This window comes from Streptomyces sp. NPDC104106, assembly GCF_055584345.1.
Genome location: NZ_JBVJMF010000004.1, coordinates 565,542 through 583,795, shown reverse-complemented (window position 1 = coordinate 583,795; position 18,254 = coordinate 565,542). Strand labels below are relative to the sequence as shown.

General features: G+C 73.8%; 16 protein-coding genes and 1 pseudogene. 10 read left to right on the top strand and 7 right to left on the bottom strand.

Annotation, left to right across the window (positions count from 1 at the left end; translation table 11 throughout):
- Nucleotides 1–140 precede the first annotated feature (140 nt).
- From ACZ60X_RS13435 to ACZ60X_RS13405, 7 genes are all read left to right on the top strand, one after another.
- The gene (locus ACZ60X_RS13435) at nucleotides 141–1,181 is read left to right on the top strand and encodes a tetratricopeptide repeat protein (RefSeq protein WP_469597311.1); all 1,041 of its coding nucleotides are present in this window, start codon (nucleotides 141–143) and stop codon (nucleotides 1,179–1,181) included.
- Complete coding sequence (locus tag ACZ60X_RS13430) at nucleotides 1,178–2,212, top strand: polyprenyl synthetase family protein (protein WP_469597308.1); 1,035 nt, start codon at nucleotides 1,178–1,180, stop codon at nucleotides 2,210–2,212. The genes ACZ60X_RS13435 and ACZ60X_RS13430 overlap by 4 nt, the downstream gene beginning before the upstream one ends.
- 102 nt (nucleotides 2,213–2,314) lie before the next feature.
- Nucleotides 2,315–3,283: a threonine/serine dehydratase gene (locus ACZ60X_RS13425; protein ID WP_469597306.1), complete on the top strand. Its 969-nt coding sequence runs from the start codon at nucleotides 2,315–2,317 to the stop codon at nucleotides 3,281–3,283.
- A 146-nt stretch (nucleotides 3,284–3,429) separates the two neighbouring features.
- Entirely contained in the window at nucleotides 3,430–5,022 is a 1,593-nt protein-coding gene (locus tag ACZ60X_RS13420) for a protein kinase domain-containing protein (protein WP_469597304.1), read from the top strand.
- Nucleotides 5,023–5,132: 110 nt separating this feature from the next.
- A complete protein-coding gene (locus ACZ60X_RS13415) occupies nucleotides 5,133–6,104 on the top strand; it encodes an LLM class F420-dependent oxidoreductase (RefSeq protein ID WP_469597300.1) in 972 nt (323 codons plus the stop codon).
- A gap of 119 nt (nucleotides 6,105–6,223) precedes the next feature.
- A complete protein-coding gene (locus ACZ60X_RS13410) occupies nucleotides 6,224–7,291 on the top strand; it encodes a hypothetical protein (protein WP_469597297.1) in 1,068 nt (355 codons plus the stop codon).
- A gap of 191 nt (nucleotides 7,292–7,482) precedes the next feature.
- A complete protein-coding gene (locus ACZ60X_RS13405; RefSeq protein ID WP_469597294.1) occupies nucleotides 7,483–7,893 on the top strand; it encodes a VOC family protein in 411 nt (136 codons plus the stop codon).
- On the opposite strand, the gene ACZ60X_RS13400 is transcribed toward ACZ60X_RS13405, so the two are convergent.
- The 5 genes and pseudogenes from ACZ60X_RS13400 to ACZ60X_RS13380 form a co-directional block, all read right to left on the bottom strand.
- On the bottom strand, nucleotides 7,890–8,432 hold the full coding sequence (locus tag ACZ60X_RS13400; RefSeq protein ID WP_469597291.1) for a DUF6328 family protein: 543 nt from the start codon (nucleotides 8,430–8,432) through the stop codon (nucleotides 7,890–7,892). The two genes, ACZ60X_RS13405 and ACZ60X_RS13400, sit on opposite strands and share 4 nt — an antisense overlap.
- 54 nt (nucleotides 8,433–8,486) lie before the next feature.
- Nucleotides 8,487–9,470 carry an aldo/keto reductase gene (locus tag ACZ60X_RS13395; protein WP_469597288.1) on the bottom strand — a complete coding sequence of 328 codons (984 nt, stop codon included), beginning with the start codon at nucleotides 9,468–9,470 and terminating at the stop codon, nucleotides 8,487–8,489.
- 561 nt (nucleotides 9,471–10,031) lie between these two features.
- Nucleotides 10,032–10,377, bottom strand: a pseudogene (locus ACZ60X_RS13390) (MFS transporter); the annotation flags it as partial.
- 173 nt (nucleotides 10,378–10,550) lie between these two features.
- The gene (locus tag ACZ60X_RS13385; protein ID WP_469597285.1) at nucleotides 10,551–11,372 is read right to left on the bottom strand and encodes a lipase family protein; all 822 of its coding nucleotides are present in this window, start codon (nucleotides 11,370–11,372) and stop codon (nucleotides 10,551–10,553) included.
- A 52-nt stretch (nucleotides 11,373–11,424) separates the two neighbouring features.
- Nucleotides 11,425–12,627, bottom strand: coding sequence for an FAD-dependent monooxygenase (locus ACZ60X_RS13380; protein WP_469597448.1), 1,203 nt, complete (start codon nucleotides 12,625–12,627; stop codon nucleotides 11,425–11,427).
- Between the two features lie 332 nt (nucleotides 12,628–12,959).
- Here ACZ60X_RS13380 and melC1 point away from each other — a divergent pair, with 332 nt between their 5' ends.
- Both melC1 and melC2 read left to right on the top strand, forming a co-directional pair.
- Nucleotides 12,960–13,343, top strand: a complete 384-nt coding sequence (melC1, locus tag ACZ60X_RS13375) for an apotyrosinase chaperone MelC1 (protein WP_469597282.1) — start codon at nucleotides 12,960–12,962, stop codon at nucleotides 13,341–13,343.
- Between the two features lie 35 nt (nucleotides 13,344–13,378).
- On the top strand, nucleotides 13,379–14,200 hold the full coding sequence (gene melC2 / locus ACZ60X_RS13370) for a tyrosinase MelC2 (RefSeq protein ID WP_469597280.1): 822 nt from the start codon (nucleotides 13,379–13,381) through the stop codon (nucleotides 14,198–14,200).
- A gap of 20 nt (nucleotides 14,201–14,220) precedes the next feature.
- Here the strand turns inward: melC2 and ACZ60X_RS13365 are convergent, their stop codons facing one another.
- Both ACZ60X_RS13365 and ACZ60X_RS13360 read right to left on the bottom strand, forming a co-directional pair.
- Nucleotides 14,221–14,928 carry a ribonuclease H family protein gene (locus ACZ60X_RS13365; protein ID WP_469597277.1) on the bottom strand — a complete coding sequence of 236 codons (708 nt, stop codon included), beginning with the start codon at nucleotides 14,926–14,928 and terminating at the stop codon, nucleotides 14,221–14,223.
- A 59-nt stretch (nucleotides 14,929–14,987) separates the two neighbouring features.
- Entirely contained in the window at nucleotides 14,988–15,782 is a 795-nt protein-coding gene (locus ACZ60X_RS13360; RefSeq protein ID WP_469597275.1) for a VOC family protein, read from the bottom strand.
- 1,023 nt (nucleotides 15,783–16,805) lie between these two features.
- Here ACZ60X_RS13360 and ACZ60X_RS13355 point away from each other — a divergent pair.
- Nucleotides 16,806–18,242 carry a family 2B encapsulin nanocompartment shell protein gene (locus ACZ60X_RS13355; protein ID WP_469597274.1) on the top strand — a complete coding sequence of 479 codons (1,437 nt, stop codon included), beginning with the start codon at nucleotides 16,806–16,808 and terminating at the stop codon, nucleotides 18,240–18,242.
- Nucleotides 18,243–18,254 lie beyond the last annotated feature (12 nt).

Below are 18,254 nucleotides of genomic sequence, written 5' to 3'. Positions count from 1 at the left end.
GGCAACCCCCCTGGCCGTACGCGCGTCTTGATCGACAACAGACCGACATGCCCCGGTCCCCCGGCCGGGGCGATTTCCCGAACCCCTATGCACGGGATGTATACACGAGCTGTATACATAGTGTGTATAGAAAGGTGCTTATGTACGGCAAGGCTTTCGCCCCGGAGTACCAGGGCGCCCTGACCTCCCTTTCCGTGAACTCCTCGCTGGTGGACGTACTGGCCGAGGGCGTCGAGCGGCTGCGTGCGGCCGAGCGGTCGGGACAGCACGCCGAGGCGGCCCGCTGCGGGCTCGCCGTCGCCGAGGCGCAGCGGCGGCTGGGCCGGATCGAGGACGCCGACCGGTCCTGGAAGGCGAGTTACCGCGCCGCCCGTACGGCCGGGGACACCGGCGCGATGGCGTGGGCCCTGTGGAGCGGCGGCACCCTCGCCCGCCAGCGCGGCGCGTTCCCGCTGGCCTGGCGGCTGCTCGCGCTCGCGGCCGAACTCGGCGAGCGCGGCGGAGACATCGTGGTCCGGGGCTACTCGCTGGCGGGCCTCGCGGAGACCGGCCGCATCCAGGGCGACTACGAGGCGGTGGGCCGGCTGCACGAGCAGCTGCTGGCCGAGGCCCGCCGGCGCGGGGAGGCCCGGCACACGGTGTGGGCGCTGGAGGGCATCGCGCAGATGCACCGCAACACCGGGGACTACGACCGGGCGTACGCGTTGTTCGAGGAGGCGGCGCGGATAGCCGAGCGGGCCGAGGACCGGCGCGGGCACGCCTGGGCGCTGCGCGGCCTCGCCGACATCCTCTCGGTGCGCGACCAGGACACCGGGCGGGCGCTGGAGCTGCTGTCCCGGGCGGAGGCCGGCTGCCGGGCCATGAACCTGTCCGGCGCGCTCGCCTACAACCACAAGATGCGCGGCAACGTCCTGTACCGGGCCGGGCGTTACGCCGAGGCGCGGGAGATGTACGAGCTGGCGCTCCGGGAGTTCCGCGCCATGAGCGAGCCGCGCGGCACGGCGCTGGCCCGGCTGGGGCTCGCCAAGTCGCTGGCCCGGCTGGGCCGCGACCGCGCCGAGACGGCGGCCGAACTCGCCGATCTGGCCCGGACGCTGGAGCGCAGCGGGCTCAGGCACGCCCGGGAGATGGTGGCCCGGGCCCAGGAGGAGTTCGGTCTCGGCGCGGCGGCCGTACGGTGAGCGCGGCACCCGTGACGGCGGTCGGGGCACCGCCGTCGGCGCTCGGCGTCCTCACGCGCTGCCGGGACCTGGTGCGGCCGGCGCTGCAGGAGGCGGTGGCGGGGCTGCACCCCTGGGTGGCCGAGATGGCCGCGTACTCCTTCGGCTGGTGCGAGGTCGGCGGGGCGCCCGCGACCGCGCCGGGCGGCAAGGGCGTGCGGCAGGCGCTCGCCGTGCTCGGCGCCGAGGCCGCCGGCGCCGACGGCCGGGCCGGGATCCCGGCGGCGGTCGCGGTGGAACTGGTGCACGCCTTCTCGCTGCTGCACGACGACATCATGGACGGCGACGCGACCCGGCGCCGCCGCCCGGCCGTCTGGAAGGCGTACGGCACGGGACCGGCGGTGCTGGCCGGGGACGCCCTGTTCGCCCTCGCGGTGGAGACCCTCGCGGGCGCGGCGCGGGGGCCCGGCGCCCTGCGGCTGCTCTCGTCGGCCCTCGCCGACCTGGTGCGCGGGCAGGCCGACGACCTGCTGTTCACGACCCGGCCGGGGACCGGTCCGCGGCGGGTGACCCCCGAGGAGTACCGGGCGATGGCCGAGGGCAAGACGGGCGCGCTGCTCGGCTGCGCCCTCGGGCTGGGTGCCGCGCTCGGCGGGGCGCCCGCGCCCACGGTCGGCGTGCTGGAGCGCGCGGGGCGGCAGCTCGGCGTCGCCTTCCAGCTGGTCGACGACGTGCTGGGCATCTGGGGCGACCCGGCCGTCACGGGCAAGCCCGCGGGGGGTGATCTGCGCGAGCGCAAGATGACCTACCCGGTGCTGGCCGCCCTCGACGCGCCGGCGGCCCGCCGGCTGCCCGAGCTGCTCGGCCGTGCGGAGCGGGCCGCGGAGGCGGCCGCGCTGATCGAGGCGGCGGGCGGCCGTGCGGCGGCCCTGGCCGAGGCCCGCCGGCACTCGGCCGCCGCCCGGGCGGCCCTGGCCGCGGCGCCCCTCGCGCCCGGCGCCGCCAGGGACCTGCTCACGCTGCTGGACCAGCTGGCGGGCCGGGAGCTGTGAGGCGGAGCGGGCCGCTCGGGAAACGGTGTTGACCGGGCCGCTGCGCGCGGGTCAGGGTGCGAAGGGCGCGGTTCCCACCCCGCGCCGGAAGGGTGAGGCACCTTGATCGGCATCTCGGACATCGAAGCCGCCGCGGAGAAGATCGCCGGACACGTCGTACGGACCCCGACCGTACCGAGCCCGGGTCTGACCGCGCTGCTCGGCGTCCCGGTCACCACCAAGCTCGAACTGCTGCAGCGCACCGGCTCGTTCAAGGCACGCGGCGCCACGGCGAAGCTGCTGTCGCTGAGCGAGGCGGAGCGGGCGGCGGGTGTGGTCGCGGTCAGCGGCGGCAACCACGGCGTCGCCCTCGCGGTGATGGCGGCGGCCCTCGATGTGAAGGCGACCGTGGTGATGCCCCGGACGGCGCCCGCGCGGTCCCTCGCGCTCGCCGGGGAGGCCGGGGCGTCGGTGCGACTGACCGACGGTATGGACAGCGCGTTCGAGCTGGTCACGCTGCTGCGGGACGAGGGGCTGACCCTGGTCCACCCGTTCGACGACCCCGTCGTGATCGCGGGTCAGGGCACGGTCGGGCTGGAACTCGCCGAGGACGCGCCGGACGCCGACGCGCCGACGGACGTGCTCGTCAGCATCGGCGGGGGCGGACTGATCGCCGGCGTCGCGGCGGCCCTGCGCGCGCTGCGGCCCGGGGTCCGGGTGTGGGGGGTGGAGACCGAGGGCGCCGAGGCGATGTCCGGCGCGCTGAAGGCCGGCGGGCCGGTGCCGGTGCCGCTGTCGTCCGTGGTCACCACGCTCAGCGCGCCCTCCGTGTCCCAGCTGACGTACGACCATGTGTCCGCGCTGGTCGAGGAGGTACTGGTGGTGCCGGACCGGGACGCCGTGCGGGGCTGCCTGGAGCTGGCCGACCACGCCAAGGTCTGGGCCGAGCCGGCCGCGGGCTGTCTGCTTCCGGCGGCCCGGCAGGTACTGGCCCGGGTCGGCGAGGGCGCCCGGCTCGGACTGGTGGTGTGCGGAGGCAACACCACACCCCGGGAACTCATGGGCTGGGCCGACGAGTTCGGGCTGGGGTGAGCGCCACGGCGGGCGTCCGGGAGTCCGCCGAGCGGGGCGCTCCCGGAATCCTGCGAAAAAGGGGGGCGCATCCGGGAATTCTTTGAACGCACCCCCGCGCGCCCCGCGTACCCCTGGGAGACACGGCACAGGGGTCTCAGCGAGGGATGACGATGGTCGAGGCGCACGTCTCCGCACACGAGTTGGTCGCCGGACGGTACCGGCTCCTGGAGGTCTTCGCCCGCGAGACGAACCGGCTGTGGTGGTACGCCGAGGACGTGGCGGCCGAGCAGCCCCGGCTGGTGGCCCGGACCGTGCTGCCGCAGGACTGCGGAGAGGACACCCTGCACCGCGTCACCTCCCGGGTCATCCGCACCTCGCAGACCATGCAGCTGCTGCGCCCCGGCCGGGTCGCCCCGGTCGTGGACGCCGTGGTGGAGGCCGGTGCGCTGTGGACGGTCACCGAGTGGATCGACGGCACACCGCTCAGCGAACTCCTCGACCGCGAGGGGACGTTCACTCCCGCGCGGGCGGCCGGGATCGGCCTGGAGGTGCTGGATGTGCTCCAGGCCGCGCACGACGAGGGCATCACCCACGGGGAGCTGAGCCCCGGCCAGGTCTTCGTCCCGGAGGGCGGCCCGGTCGTCGTCACCGGGTTCGGGCTGGCCGGGGCGACCCTGGTGCCACGGCTCACGGCACCGTCGTACGCCTCGCCGGAGCAGGCCCGTGACGAGCGGATCGGCCCGGCCGCCGACCTGTGGGCGCTGGGCGCGCTGCTGTACCAGATGGTGGAGGGCCGGCCGCCGTTCCGGGACCGGGGCCGGCCCGAGGCCACCCTGAAGGCGGTGGACCGGCTGCCGCTGCGCACCCCGCTGCGCGCGGGCCCGCTCGCCCAGGCCGTGCAGGGACTGCTGCGGAAGAACTCGCGGGAGCGGCTGCCCCGGCCGGTGGTCCGCGAGGCGCTGGCCCGGGCCCTGGACGAGGACGACGGCGCGGGCGCGGCGACGGCTCCCCTGCCCCGGCTGCGCGGGCCGCGCCCGCGCCTGCGGCTGGCCGGGCGGGAGCGGGGCGGACGGGCGCTGGCAGCGGGCAGCGCGGTGGCCGTGATCGCCGTCGCCCTCGCGGCCCTCGCCGTCACCCACCACCTGCCCGGCACCGGCTCGGGCACCGGCGCCGCGCACGCGCCGTCCCGTGCCACCTCGTCCGCCCCGGCCGAACGGCCCACCGCCTCGGCCACCGCCCCGTCGGCCGCCGCTTCGGCGCCGACCGCGTCGGCGAGCACGCCGGCCGCCGGCCTGCCCGCCGGCTATCACCGCTACACCGCACCGGAGGGCTTCTCGGTGGCGCTGCCGGACGGCTGGAGGCGGCTGGTCACCTCGCGGGTCGCGGACGCCTACCGGATCACGTTCGGCGCGGGCGGCTCCTCCCCCACGCTGGCCGTCACCTACAGCGAACGCGTGGGGCCGGACCCGGTCGCGGTGTGGCGGGACGACGTCGAACCGCACCTGGAGCGGCTCGACGGTTACCGGCGCGTAGGAGCCGTACGGGCCACCACCTACCACGGCCACAGGGCCGCCGACCTGGAGTGGCTGGCGGGCACCGGGGACGCCCGGGTCCACACCTTCGGACGCGGCTTCCTGCTGGGCGGGCACCGGGGCTTCTCGCTGCGCTTCACCACCGCGGCCACGGCCTGGGACGACGCGGAGAACCGGCTGGCGCTGAAGACGTTCCTGGCGACGTTCCGCGAGCCGGACCGCTGACCGGCGGCACCGGTCGCCGTACCGCGGCGGCTTCCCCCGGCCGAGCCGGGAAACCCGCCCGCGCCGTACCGCGGCTGTTTCCCCCGGCCGAGCCGGGAAACCCGCCTTCCATGGTGCGAATCGGATACACGATGATGACCGAGCAGGCCGGCCCCCGGGAGCTGGTGGAGCACGTGGTGGGGGCCGAGGAGGCCGGCTTCGACTTCTCCGTGATCTCGGATCACTACTTTCCGTGGCTGAGTTCGCAGGGGCATGCCTCGTACGCGTGGAGCGTGCTGGGCGCGGCCGCCCAGGCCACCTCGCGGATTCCGCTCATGACATATGTGACCTGCCCGATCCTGCGCTACCACCCGGCGATCGTGGCGCAGAAGGCGGCCACCGTGCAGCTGCTGTCCGAGGGCCGGTTCCGGCTCGGACTGGGGGCCGGTGAGAACCTGAACGAGCATGTGGTGGGCGGCGGCTGGCCGCCGGTGGACGTGCGCCACGAGATGCTCGAAGAGGCCGTGGGGATCATCCGGGCGCTGTTCGAGGGCGGTCACGTCACCCACCACGGACCCCACTACGACGTCGAGTCGGCCCGGCTGTGGGACCTGCCGGACCGGCCGCCGCCCCTCGGGATCGCGGTCTCCGGCGAGCAGTCCTGCAAGCTGGCCGGGCACCTCGCCGACCTGGTCATCGCGACGGAGCCGAAGCCGGGGCTGCTGGAGGCCTTCGACCGGCACGGCGGCCGCGGCAAACCCCGCGTCGGCCAGCTCCCGGTGTGCTACGACCCCGACCGGGACACCGCGATCAAGCGCGCCCACTCCCAGTTCCGCTGGTTCGGCCTCGGCTGGAAGGTGAACGCAGAGCTGCCGCACCCCGACTCCTTCGAGGCCGCGACCCAGTTCGTGGACGAGGACGACGTCGCCGCCGCGATCCCGTGCGGCGACGACCCGGGCGCCTTCGTGGACGCCGTACGGGCCTACGCCGACGCCGGGTTCGGGGAGGTCGCGCTCGTGCAGATCGGGGGCGACGCGCAGCGGGAGTACCTCGACTGGTCGGCGAAGACCCTGCTGCCCGCGCTGCGGGAGGCCCTGGGCTGACCGCGTGACCCGGTGGCCGCACGGGTCTGCCGCAGCCGGCCGGTATGTCCCGATAGGCTTTCCTGTCCGCGCCCGCTCCCGGGCGCGGCCCCTTGAGTGATCGTGCAGGAGAGTCATCCGTGACCCTGGTCATCGACCCGTCAGAGACGTCCGAAGCGTCCGGGACATCCGGGACGTCCGTCCCGGCCGCCGCGCCGCTGTCCGACCTGGTGGCGCGTGACGCCCGGGAGTTCGGCGTCTACGCGCGCACCGGAGGCTGGGCCTTCGCGCTGCTGGTGGCCCGCAGCGTGCGGCCGGGCGGACAGGCCGCCGGTGAGACGCCGAAGGTGTCGGCGAAGGAGTTCGCGCAGCTCGCGGGCTGCTCCCCGGAGCGGGTCATGCGCTACTACAAGGCCTGGGACCGGGCCGCCGACGACGGACTCGTCCCGCACTTCGAGGCCCTGCGGCCCGGCCAGGACGTGGAACTTCCGGACGCCGACGTGTGGTTGAGCTACTACGCCGCCCGCAACAGCGCGGCCTCCGAGCGCGGCACGGCGATCGCCGAGGCCGCCGAGGCCGAGGGCATCCGCCCCACCAAGGCGCTGGAGGTCGCCGAGAACCCGACCGCGCTGCGTGCCGCGATCCTCGCCGACCCCTCCACCGCCCGCGCGGCCCGTGCCGCCCTGCTGGACCGGGTCCGCGAGGACCCCGAGCTGCAGGCCGAGCTGGCGCGTGACGTCGTACGCACCGACGACCTGAAGAAGGCCGTCGCGACCGAGAGCCGGGCCGCCGACCGGATCGGCTACGTCCGCCAGATCGCCGAGTCCGGGCAGATCAGGACCCCGGCCGGGCAGACCGCCCCGGCCCCCGCCGAGCTGCGCGAGGAGGCCGAGCGGCATCTGTCGCTGATCGACGAGCTGGAGGAGGGCGAGGACACCGGCGAGTGGGCCACGGAGGCCTACGACACGATGAGGTCGCTGGTCGCCGAGGCGGTCGAGACCGACCCGGAACTGCGCGTGCAGGAGAAGCGGACCAAGTTCTACAGCAGCCTGCAGAAGGCCACCAAGGCGTTCGAGGAGCTGACCTTCGACGACGCCCAGGACTTCTACGAGGACGACATGGTCCAGCGCCTGGAGCAGCTCCAGCAGGCCATCGGCACCTGTCTCGCGGCGCTGCGGAGGTCGAGCGCAGACCGGCCGCGCGACTGAGGACGTGGGCTGGACCAGGCCGGTCATGATCACTTAGGGTCGGCCGGGTGACTGCCGGGTCGGCCATGGGCCATACACGAGTGAGGGTCCCGGCCTCGGCGTGAGCGCGGGGCGGGCGAGAGGCCCGCCGTCGTCTTCCGTGTGTTCCTGCCTGCCAGCGCGTACCGACACCCGGAAAGACACCTTCACCCATGCGGACCACAGCACAGCACGACACGAGCACCGTGCGGCTCGACCACACCGCCGTCCTCGCGAGGGACCGGCGGCTGTCGGCCGAATTCCTCGCCGCCGTCCTGGGCCTGGAGGTCGGCGCCCCCTTCGGGCCCTTCCTCCCGGTCGACCTCGGCAACGGGGTCACGCTCGACTTCTACGAACAGCGCGAGGAGCCGGTCCAGCCGCAGCACTACGCGTTCCTCGTGCCCGAGGAGGGGTTCGACGGCATGATCGCCCGTCTGGAGGCGCTCGGCGTCACCTACTACGCCGACCCCCACCACGGGGAACCGGGGCGGATCAACCGCCTCTTCGGCGGCCGCGGGGCGTACTTCGCAGACCCCTCGGGGCACAACATGGAGATCATGACCCGGCCGTACGTCCGCCCCTAGCCGGCGCCGCCCCCGAGGTCGGGCGGCCCCGGGGGCGCGACCCGCTCCTGCGGCGCGGTCGCGTGCCGGCGGCGGGCCCACAGCGGCACCCCGAACCAGCAGATCAGGTACCAGACCACGACGGCCGCCACGATGTACGGCACGACGCCGTTGTGCAGGGCGATGCGCAGGATCAGCAGCAGGGCGCACGTCATCGTCGCGAGGAGCAGCAGCAGGCCGACGAGCGTCAGCCGGGATCCCAGCCGCACCGCCCGCGGCTTGACCCGGCGGCCGGAGACCAGGCGGTGCAGGGAGACCGGGCCGACCAGGGCGCCCGTGGTACAGGCGCCCAGGACGACGGTGACGATGTAGATGACCTGGTCGGTGTGCGGGAGCGTGGTGAACTTCGGATAGAAGACCACGGTCAGCAGGAAGCCGAAGAGGATCTGCACGCCCGTCTGGGCGACGCGGACCTCCTGGATGAGTTCGCCCCACATCCGGTCGGCCCGCTCCTCCGCGGTCTCGTCCCGCCCGCTGCGCCGTCGCCCTTCCTCCGTCATGCGCCCCGGGTAACCGTCCGGCCGTTCGTTCAAACGATCGGTGCCCGGCCGTGGCTACCAGCGCCGCTCGACCTGGTCCTTGACGCGGCGCTCGTACAGCGCGCGGATCGCCGTGAAGGTCTCCTCGGGCAGGGGCGGCAGCTTGGCGGCGGCCGCGTTGGCGCGGGCCTGCTCGGGCGTGCGGGCGCCGGGGATCACCGTCGTCACGCCCTCCTGCTCGACGATCCAGCGCACGGCCAGCTGGGCCGGGGTGTACCCCTCGGGCGCGAGCGCGGCGAACTCCGCGGCCGCCGCCACTCCGGTGTCGTAGTCGACGCCGGAGAACGTCTCGCCCTGGTCGAAGGCCTCGCCGTGACGGTTGAAGGTGCGGTGGTCGTTGGCGGCGAACACCGTGTCCCTGGTGTACTTCCCGGACAGCAGCCCGGAGGCGAGCGGCACGCGCGCGATGATGCCGACGCCGGCCGCGCGGGCGGCGGGCAGCACCTCGGCGAGGGGCTTCATGCGGAACGGGTTGAGGATGATCTGCACGCTCGCCACGTTCGGCCGCTCGATCGCGGTCAGGGCCTCGGCACAGGTCTCCACGCTCACCCCGTACGCGGCGATCCGCTCCTCCTCGACCAGGGTGTCCAGCGCGTCGTAGACCGCGTCGCAGGAGTAGACGGGCGTCGGCGGGCAGTGCAGCTGGACCAGGTCGACGCGGTCGACGCCGAGGTTGCGGCGCGAGCGGTCGTTCCAGGCGCGGAAGTTGTCCAGGACGTAGTTCTCGGGGATCTGCTCGACCCGGCGGCCCATCTTGGTGGCGATCAGCACGTGCAGATCGGGCCGGCCGCGCAGGAAGGAGGCGATGGTCTCCTCGCTGCGTCCGTCGCCGTACACGTCGGCCGTGTCGAAGAAGGTGACCCCGGACTCGGCCGCCGCCTCCAGGACCGCCAGGGCCTCCTTGTCGTCCACGTCGCCCCAGTCGGCGCCGAGCTGCCAGGTGCCGAGACCGACCACCGAGGCCCACTGGCCCGACCTGCCGAATTCGCGTTCGTCCATGGCGCCAGTGTGTCATCCGGCGCCGGCCGCACGGAACGGGCCGCTCCGGTCGCGGAACGGCCCGCCCGGCCCTGGCGCCTGGGCGCGGACCGGCCCTTCTTGACTTCCTGCCACCGACTCCCGCTCCCCGTCCGGGCGTTCGCGTGCCGCCGTACCGGTACCGCTCGCGGCCGGGTCGTGAACCGGGCCCGGCGCCACGGCCGGCGGGTGCCGTGCCGGGGCCGTGCGCACCGCCGGTCGCCGCTGACGATCAGCGAGGGGACGACCGGGAACAGCCGGACCCTGCCGGCGGCCGGCGTTCCGGGCGTGTACGTCCGTCGCGGACCGACCACGGTCCGGCTGTACGGCGTCGCGCCGAACCGGTCCGGTGACGACCGGTGGCTGCTGACGGCCTTCCGCCCGCGCAGGCCCCGTTCACCGGGTCGGACGAGGGGGTCGGAGTCAGCCGACCGGGGTCAACCGGGCCTGGACGGGAGGGCCGTAGCGCTCGGCGAGGGGGCCGGCGGCGGCCTGGCGCAGATGCGTGCCGCGGGCGATGCCGTACATGACGCCGAGTCCGGCGAGCGCGGCGCCGATGCCGACCGTGGAACTCCTCAGCGCCACGGCCGATCCCCGGCGCTCCCGCGGGATCCTCGCGCAGGATGCTGATCGACAGCGGGACCGCGCAGACGGCGGCGCGCTGGAGCGCGCGGGCGGCGATGAGCACGCCGATGTCTGAGGAGAGGGCGCACAGCGCCGAGCCGGCGGTCATCAGCACGAGCGCGGTCGTGAGCACCCGCTTCCTGCCGTACAGGTCCCCGGCCCGGCCGAGCACCGGGGTGAGGACGGCGCCGCAGAGCAGGGTCGCGGCGACCGTCCGGGAGACGGTCGCGGCTAACGCGCCGGCGAGCGGGGGTAGCTCAGGCAGCGCGGGTGCCGGGGCGGGGGCGCGGGCGGCCGGGGTATCGGGGCCGGCTGGTCCGTCGGCACTCCCGGGGGCGGGGGCGGGCACGGTCGGGCGCAACAGTGAGACACCATTCACCCTGACGAGTGGATGGTGTTTCACCCATGGCTTTCCGCGGGCCTCGAGCCCGGCTCCGGTCAGCCCAGGTTCTTCTCCAGGGCCGCCAGGTAGTTGTGCATGAAGTGGTCGCGGATGCCGTCGGACGCGGGCGCGAAGACGTCCGCGGCCATCCCCGCGACCCGGTCGGTGAGGGCCGAGAACACCGGCATGCTCTCGTGCAGCCTGCCCTTGGAGTCGATGTAGCACAGGGCGCGGACATGCGTGAAGACGGGCTCGGGCGGCAGCTGGGGCACGATGTCGTTGTTGTTGACGAAGCGGTACGTCCGGCCGCCGAGCCCCTTGTGGAACGCCTCCGCGAGCACCGGGTCGCAGGTCCGCGGCTGGCCGAAGGTGTAGACGCCGTCCGCCGCGAGGTGCGGGTCCTCCAGGTACATCCGGGCGCCGGCGAGCATGGCGAGGGCGCCGCCGAGGCTGTGTCCGGTGAAGTACAGGGCCTGTCCGTCGGTGCGCAGCTCCTTCAGGGTGGCCGCGACGTCCGGGTACACCGAGCGCAGGGCCTCGGCGAAGCCGTGGTGGACGTGGCCGTTGCCGCCGGGGCCGGTGACGGGCGGGGTGCAGGCGTCGGTGAGCCAGTCCCTGATCTGCCGGGGCTCGGTGCCGCGGAACGCGGTGACGATCATCCTCTCGCCGGCCATGGTGTAGGCCTGGGTGTCCTGCAGCGGGAACGGCGGCGTGAACCGGGTCTGGTGGTGCCGCACCTGCCCGAAGCCCCATGCCGCGGCCTGGGCCTCGATGGTGGCCTCGTCCTTGTAGGCGAGATCGGACGCGCGGGCCAGCCAGTAGGCGCGTCGCACGCTGTAGCCGTCGCAGGTGTGGTCGAACGTGCCGGGCACGGTCATGGGCGGGGCTCCTTGCGGGTGGGGGGTTCGGGGTGCCGGGGCGGGTGGCGGCTCAGCCCCGGCGGGCGGTGGACCGGGCGTGCAGGGCGCGGGCCGCCCGGGGGCCGATCCAGCGCTTGAGCCGGCGCAGCACCTGGAGCTGCCCGGCCGCCTTGTCGAGGCCGTAGTACAACTGCGGCGGGACGTACGGCAGCAGCGGCGAGTGACGCTGGCCGAGCAGGGCGAACATCCGGTGCGGGGGCAGGTCGATGTAGCGGGGCAGGTTCTCGTACCAGCGGGCGCTGTAGCGGGCGGCGCTCTGCGCGGACAGCAGCTCGGACAGGCGCCGGCGCTCGTAGGCCGCGAGCGCCTCGGGCAGGGCGGGGTGCGTGCGCAGGGCACCCGCGAGGCAGATCGCGTCCTCCAGCGCGAGCGTGGTGCCGGCGCCGATGGAGTAGTGCGTGGTGTGGGCGGCGTCGCCGAGCAGCACCAGATTGCCGTGCCGCCAGGTGCGGTTGGTGAGGGTGCGGAAGTTCAGCCAGCCGGCGCCGGGCCTGCCCATGAGCCGGTGGCCGTCGAGAACGTCCGCGAAGAGTCCCTCCAGCAGCGCGATGCCCGTCGCCTCGTCCGCCCGGTCCAGGCCGAGGCCGGTGAACGTCTCCGGGGAGCACTCGACGACGCAGGTGCTGTGCTGGCCGCTGTAGCCGTAGCCGTAGGCCCAGATCCAGCCGTGCGGGGTCTCGGTGAAGGCGAAGGTGAAGGCGTCGAAGACCTTGGTGGTGCCGAGCCAGATGTAGTGGTTGCGGCCCGATGCGGTCTCGGTGCCGAAGGCCTCGGCCCGCCGGGTGCGCAGGGCGCTGTGCACACCGTCGGCCGCGACGACGAGGTCGGCGTCCGCGGGCGGTTCGGTCAGTGCGCTCTCGTACTCCAGCCGCACCCCCAGCGCGCGGGCCCGGTCGGCGAGCAGGCCGAGCAGCCGGTGGCGGCCGATGCCGAAGCCCTCGTCGCCGTGGTGACGGGTCGTCACGTCCCGGACGTGGGCGACGCCGTCGCTCCAGCGGACGGAGGCGTCCTCGATCGCCCGCGCCGATTCGGGATCGTGCGCCTGGAGCCGGTCGAGCAGGCCGCGCCAGTACGTCACGCCCCAGCCGTAGGTCGACCCCTCGGGGTTGCGCTCGTGGACGGTGATGTCGTGGGACGGGTCCTGCCGCTTGAGCAGGATGGCGAGATACAGACCGGCGGGCCCGCCGCCGGCGCAGACGACCTTCACGCACACACCTCTGTCACTCACTGAACGTGCTCGGACGGCACCGGAGGGTAGCAGCGCGGACGGACCCTTCGATCGCGTCAGTTTGGCGTGGTGAGCAGCACCACTCGGACAGCCGGAACCCGAGAAAGATCATCGGAAAGGCGGCTCCGGCGGCAAGGAATTCCCCGTTCCGGGACGGTTCGGCGGAGACCGCGGCAAGATCAACTTGGTTCAACACTGTACGACATGTGGTCAATTGTCCGGATCACAGCCAACCGGTTCCGGGAGATTTCTTCCGCTCCCCAGGGCCTCGATAGGCATGCCTCGTCACCACCGGAACCACCCTCCAGGAGGACCGCATGCCCGACATCAGCCGTCGCCGCGCGCTCACCGCCGCGGCAGCCCTGGCCGCGACGGCCACCGCCGCCGGCGTCGTCGCCCCCACCGCCTCGGCCGCCACCGGCCACATGCACCCCATGCCGACGCCGGAGAGCTTCGACGAGGTCTACCACGGCCGCCGCATACAGGGCCGCCCGACCGGCGCGGGCGGCCACCACGCCGAACACGGCGGCGGATTCGAGGTGTTGATCGACGGCGTCCCGCTGCACCTGATGCGCAACGCCGACGGCACCTATATCAGCATCGTCAGCCACTACGCGCCGGTGGCCGGCCCGCGCGCCGCCGCCCGGGCAGCCGTGGACGAGCTCCAGGGCGCGCCACTGCTGCCGTTCCCCGCCAACTGACCGCCACCGCAAGGAACTCCGGAGCATCGCGCACCATGACCGTACGCAAGAACCAGGCCGCCCTCACCGCCGACGAGAAGAAGCGGTTCGTCCGCGCCGTCCTCGAGCTCAAGCGCAGCGGACGCTACGACGACTTCGTCCGCACGCACAACGAGTTCATCATGTCGGACACCGACACCGGCGAGCGGACCGGCCACCGCTCCCCGTCCTTCCTGCCCTGGCACCGCAGATTCCTGCTCGACTTCGAGCGGGCGCTGCAGTCGGTGGACCCCTCGGTCGCCCTGCCGTACTGGGACTGGAGCACCGACCGCACGATACGTGCCTCGCTGTGGGCCCCGGACTTCCTCGGCGGCACCGGGCGCAGCACCGACGGCCGGGTGATGGACGGCCCGTTCGCCGCCGCGGCCGGCGACTGGCCGATCAGCGTGCGGGTGGACGGCCGTACGTTCCTGCGCCGCTCGCTCGGCACGGCCGTGCGCGAGCTGCCGACCCGCGCGGAGGTGGAGTCGGTGCTCGCACTGCCGGCGTACGACATGGCGCCGTACAACAGCGCCTCGGACGGATTCCGCAACCACCTGGAAGGGTGGCGCGGAGTCAACCTGCACAACCGGGTCCATGTCTGGGTCGGCGGCCAGATGGCCACCGGGGTCTCCCCCAACGACCCGGTGTTCTGGCTGCACCACGCCTACGTCGACAAGCTGTGGGCCGAGTGGCAGCGCCGGCACCCGGAGGCCGGCTACGTGCCGACCGACGGCACGCCGGACGTCGTCGACCTGAACGAGACGATGAAGCCGTGGAACGACGTGCGCCCGGCGGACCTGCTGGACCACACGAAGTTCTACACCTTCGACAGCTGAGGAGATGCCGGGCGGGCCGCTCAGGCCTCGGCGGTGCGGCACTCCGGGTGGCCCCAGCCCTGCGTGTTCTTGGCGATCTTCTCGCCCGCCGCGTAGGAGCGGCCGCACAGGCAACGGCCGGGGAACTTCGCCTTGATCGTGCGGGCGGTGGGGCGGGAGGCCGCGCCGCCGCCGGTGCCGCGGGGCGCCCTCTTGCGCGGGGCCGCCGCCTTCGGGGTGTCGGGCGAGGGCGGCGGCTCCGGGGAGCCGAGCGCGCTGCCGGCGCTCTCCTGCGCGGAGGCGGCCTGGCTGGCGGCGCGGTCGGCGAAGTCGTTCAGCGGGTCGCCGTCGACCTGGTGGGCGGGGACGTAGCGGAACTGCACCGACCGGCCGTCCAGCAGCGCGTCGATGCGCACGACGAGGTCCTGGTTCGCGACCGGCTTGCCGGCGGCGGTCTTCCAGCCGTTGCGCTTCCAGCCGGGCAGCCAGGTGGTGACCGCCTTCATCGCGTACTGGGAGTCCATCCGGATCTCCAGCGGCACGTCCGGCGCGACGGCGGTGAGCAGGCGCTCCAGGGCGGTGAGTTCGGCGACGTTGTTGGTGGCCCGGCCGAGCGGGCCGGCCTCCCAGCGGGCGGGGGTCCGCTCGTCGTCGTCCGAGACCACCCACGCCCATCCGGCCGGTCCCGGGTTTCCCTTCGAAGCCCCGTCGCACGCGGCCACCACACGTTCACGCATGCGTACGATCATGCCACGGCGGGGCGGACGGCCGCTCCTGCGCCCGCCCGCGCGCTCACACCGCCGTGACCTCACACATCCGTGACGGACGGCATCTGCCCCTCGGTGGTCGTGACGTCGATCACCGAGAAGTTCGCGCCCTGCGGATCGCTCAGTGCCGCGAACCGGCCGAAGGGGCTGCTCATCGGCCCGAAGCGGAGGACGCCGCCGAGCTTGACGGCGCGCTCGACCGCCTGGTCGCAGTCGTCGACGGCGAAGTAGACGTTGATGTACGAGGGCACCTCGGGCGGGAAGTCGTCGGTCATCCTCATGCGGCCGAGCACGGTGCTGCCGGCCACCTCGAACATCCGGAAGTCGACGGCGTGGTCCTCCATCTGCTTCATCCGGTACGGGAAGACGGCGCAGAGGAAGGTGTCGGCCTTCTCCGGCTCCCGGGTGAAGACCTCGGCCCAGCAGTAGGCGCCCGGCGTCCCGGTCGCCTCGAAGCCCTCGTGGGCGCCCGCCTGCCAGACGCCGAAGACGGCCCCGCTGGGCTCCCGCGCCAGGCACATGGTGCCGAAGTCCCCGACCCGCATCGGCTCCATCAGCACCTCGCCGCCGTGGTCGCGGACCTTCCCCGCCGTGGCACCGGCGTCCGGCGAGGCGAAGTACAGGCACCACTGCGACTGCCCTTCCTGGCCGGGCATGGGCGGCACGACGGCGGCCACCGCCTTTCCGTCCACGTAGGCCTGGGTGTAGTTGCCGTACTCCGACGACGACTCGCCGAAGGTCCAGCCGAGGACGTCGCCGTAGAAGCGCTTGGCTCCCTCGACGTCACTGAACATCGCGTCGGCCCAACAGGGCGTTCCCTCCGGTTGCACGGCCATGTCGACGACCCTTCTGGTGCGGTATGTCCCGACAGCTCACGCTTGTCACCCCGCTGCTCACGCTAACCATCCAGCCGTCCCCCCGCGCGCCGAACGGCCGAAGCCACGGGGCACGGCGGCCCAGGCGCGGGGGCTGGGGGCCGGGGCGCAGGGGCCCGGTGCGGGGACACGGAGGCTGGGGCACGAGGAAGCCGGGGCGGGGGCACGGAGGCTGGGGCAACGAGGGCCCGGTGCGGGGGCACGGAGGCTGGGGCACGGGGAAGCCGGGGCGGGGGGCCAGCGGCGCAGGGGATGCGGTCGGGGCGGCCGGGTCGAGGCAGTCGTCGGGCGGCCGCGGCGGACGCGGTCGCAGCGGGCACGGCCGAGGCGGCAGCGGTCAAGGCGAGGCGGACTAGGCACCGGGCAGCCCTGGCCCTCGCGGTCTAGGCGCGGCGCTCATGGCAGTCGCAGCCGAGGCGGGGCGGTCCAGGCGGTGCAGCCGCAGCGGACGCCGTCTCAGCGGTCACCGTCGAGGCGGGGCGCTCCAGGCGCCGGGCAGCCCCGGCCGTTACGGCCGGGGCGGTCACGGCCGGGGCGGTCACGGTCAAGACCTGGCAGCCCCCGCCGTCCCGGCCGAGGCGCCGGGCAGCTCCGGCGGACGCGGTCGCAGCAGTCACGGCCGAGGCGGTCACGGTCGACGCGGTCGCCGCAGGCACGGGGAGGCAGGGCAGCCGGGGCGCGGCGCGGGCGTGCGGCGCGGGCGTGCGGCGCGTCACGGGAGTCACGCGCCAGGCGCGTCCGGGTACCCGCGCGAGTGAAGGGCGGCCGGGAAACCCGCTTTCGGAGGCGGCGGACCGGCGCGCTGGCGTGCTGCGCGCCGCATGTTTGACACAAACGGCGGGTTTGCACAACCCACGCGCGCAACCGCCCCTCTTCACGCCTTACCCGGTGATCATCAGGCCTGTTTGGCTGGTGCCTGCCCAACGCCACTGGCACACCACTGCTCGATCCCGTCACCCCCTGTTCCGCCCTGCTGGAGGGAATGTGTCCACACCGGACAGCGCCACCGGTTCCGTCGTCGAAGAGCCCGCCCCCGACCCGGACGAGCAGCTCACCAGCCTGAGCACCCGGGCGGCACGCCAGCTCACCACGACCACCAAGTCCGAACCCCAGATGCAGGCCATCACCTCCCGATGGCTGCTGAAGGCCCTGCCCTGGGTGGACGTCAAGGGCGGCACCTACCGGGTCAACCGCCGACTCCAGCTGCGCACCGGGCGCGGCCGGGTGCACTTCGAGCACAACGGCGCCGACGACATCCGGGTCATCCCGGAAACGCTGACCGAGCTGCCGATCCTGCGCGGCTACCCCGACGGCGAGGTGCTCCGGGAGCTGGCGGGCCGCTTCCAGCCCCGCGAGGTGCGCGCCGGGCAGGTGCTGTTCGAGGCCGGCCAGCCCGTGACGGAGGCGTACCTGGTCGTCCATGGCCGGTTCACCCGCTACACCAACGGCAAGTACGGCGACGAGGAGATCACCGGGGTCGTCGCCGCGGGCGACCAGATGGGCGACGAGGCGGTCGGCCAGTCGGACCCGCTGTGGCTGTCCTCGGTACGCGCCGACACCGCCGGCGTGGTGCTCGCGCTGCCCTGGGCGGCCGTCCAGGAGGTCACCGGCCGGGCGCCGTCCCTCGCCGCGCATCTCCAGGAGTACGTCGACCGGCAGCGCAGGCCCGCGAACCGCAAGGGCGAGGCCGAGGTGCCGGTGCAGGCCGGCCACACCGGCGAGCCGACCCTGCCGGGCGGCTTCGTCGACTACGAACTCTCCCCGCGCGAATACGAGTTGTCGCTCACGCAGACCGTGCTGCGGGTGCACACCCGCATCGCCGATCTCTACAACGACCCCATGGACCAGACCCAGCAGCAGCTGCGGCTGACGGTCGAGGAGATCCGCGAGCGCCAGGAGTGGGAGCTGGTCAACAACCGGGAGTTCGGGCTCCTGCACAACGTCGACTACGGTCAGCGGATCAGCACCTTCACCGGGCCGCCGACCCCGGACGACATGGACGAGCTGCTGTCGATGCGGCGCAAGACCAAGGTGTTCCTCGCCCATCCGAAGGCGATCGCGGCGTTCTTCCGGCAGTGCAACCGGCGTGGCCTGGTGCCCGGCACCGCGACCGTCGACGGGCACGAGGTGCCGGCCTGGCGCGGGGTGCCGATCTACCCGTGCAGCAAGATCCCGATCAGCGAGGACCACACCACCAGCATCATCGCGATGCGCACCGGCGAGGCCGACCAGGGCGTCATCGGCCTCTACCAGACGGGGATCCCGGAGGAGTTCCAGCCGGGTCTGAACGTCCGCTTCATGGGCATCAACGAGCAGGCCGTCATCAACTACCTCGTCACCGCCTACTACTCGATGGCCATCCTCGTCCCCGACGCGGCGGGGATCCTGGAGCACGTCCAGCTCGGCCGGACCGCCGACTGACGGGCTGGAGCA